This window comes from Paraburkholderia sp. SIMBA_030 (assembly GCF_046535245.1).
Classification (GTDB): domain Bacteria; phylum Pseudomonadota; class Gammaproteobacteria; order Burkholderiales; family Burkholderiaceae; genus Paraburkholderia.
This window is the reverse complement of the sequence record NZ_JAWRXB010000359.1, coordinates 1-278: the sequence shown is the minus strand read 5'-3', so window position 1 is coordinate 278 and position 278 is coordinate 1. Positions and strand designations below refer to the sequence as shown.

Annotated in this window: 1 protein-coding gene; it reads left to right on the top strand. The window is 66.9% G+C overall.

What is annotated here, in order from left to right; translation table 11 throughout:
- Positions 1 to 2: 2 nt before the first annotated feature.
- Positions 3 to 278, top strand: a 276-nt coding sequence (locus tag SB772_RS40345) for an MFS transporter (protein ID WP_410838559.1), incomplete at its 3' end; no start/stop codon positions are given.

Here is a 278-nt window from a genome sequence, read left to right as displayed (position 1 = left end):
GCCTGGCCGAAGCGGCGGCGATGACCGTGAGCACGTCGTTTATCGGCGACTATTTTACGGGCGCGAAGCGCGACCGCTACGCGGCGTTGCAGGTCACGGTGGCCTCGACTTCGGCGTTCGTCTTCAATCTGATGGGCGGCGTGCTGGGCGCGTATGGCTGGCGTGCGCCGTTCGTCGCGTATGCACTGCCGTTGCTGCTCGCGCCGCTCGTGCAGATTTTTATCTGGGACACGCAGGGCGGCCGCGATCTGCGCGAAGCCCACGCGCATGCCGCCGAC